The sequence below is a fragment of the Brachyspira sp. SAP_772 genome, from assembly GCF_009755885.1.
Lineage (GTDB): Bacteria > Spirochaetota > Brachyspiria > Brachyspirales > Brachyspiraceae > Brachyspira.
On record NZ_VYIX01000118.1, the window covers coordinates 1 to 783 of the forward strand.

At 27.6% G+C, this 783-nt stretch carries 1 protein-coding gene and 1 pseudogene; both read left to right on the forward strand.

Annotation, left to right across the window (positions count from 1 at the left end):
- Positions 1-411, forward strand: a 411-nt coding sequence (locus tag GQX97_RS12960) for a magnesium transporter (RefSeq protein WP_198391243.1), incomplete at its 5' end; no start/stop codon positions are given.
- 90 nt (positions 412-501) lie between these two features.
- Positions 502-783 (forward strand): annotated as a pseudogene (locus GQX97_RS12965) (hypothetical protein); the annotation flags it as partial.

Sequence of the window (783 nt, forward strand, 5' to 3'; positions counted from 1 at the left end):
ATATTCTTTTTACCGCTTCTAATTGACAGTGCTGGAAATGCCGGAGCTCAATCTTCCACGCTCATAATAAGAAGTTTATCGCTTGGAGATGTAAAAAAAAGCGACTGGCTCTTTATGTTTTTTAAAGAGATTGCTATATCTTCTATACTTGGTATTACTATGAGTTTAGCTGTTTCGCTTCTTGCTATATTTAGAGGAGGATTAATGATAGCYTTGGTGGTATCATTATCTATGATATGCGTTGTAGTGATAGGAAGYCTTATAGGGTTATGTTTGCCTTTTATATTTGTTAAATTAAAAAAAGACCCTACTACAAGCAGCGTGCCTTTAGTAACTTCTATTTGTGATATTACAGGTACTTCTATATATTTATTATTAGCAAGCATTATACTCACAAAAATTAATATATAAATACTATATCAAAATAATTWAAAAAATAAAAAACGAATGTAATATTAAACTATTCCGATAATAATTAAAACTATTTCAGGAATTTTAATTATGAAAAAATATATAGTTTTAATATTTATATTTGCTGTATGCACTATATATGCAAACAATTATGAGAGTATGATAAAATCAATGCAATTAGAAAATATAGAAGAATTATCTATATCAGATGAAAACTCAACTATTACATTCAATCAATTAGCAGAATATTATGCAAGCATAGTAACAGACAAAAATGCAACCCCTGAACAATTAGACTTTATAGGAAATATCATTAAAATCTGGACCGATACTAACAACAAAAACTTCTCCAAAGAAGAAATATTTACTAAA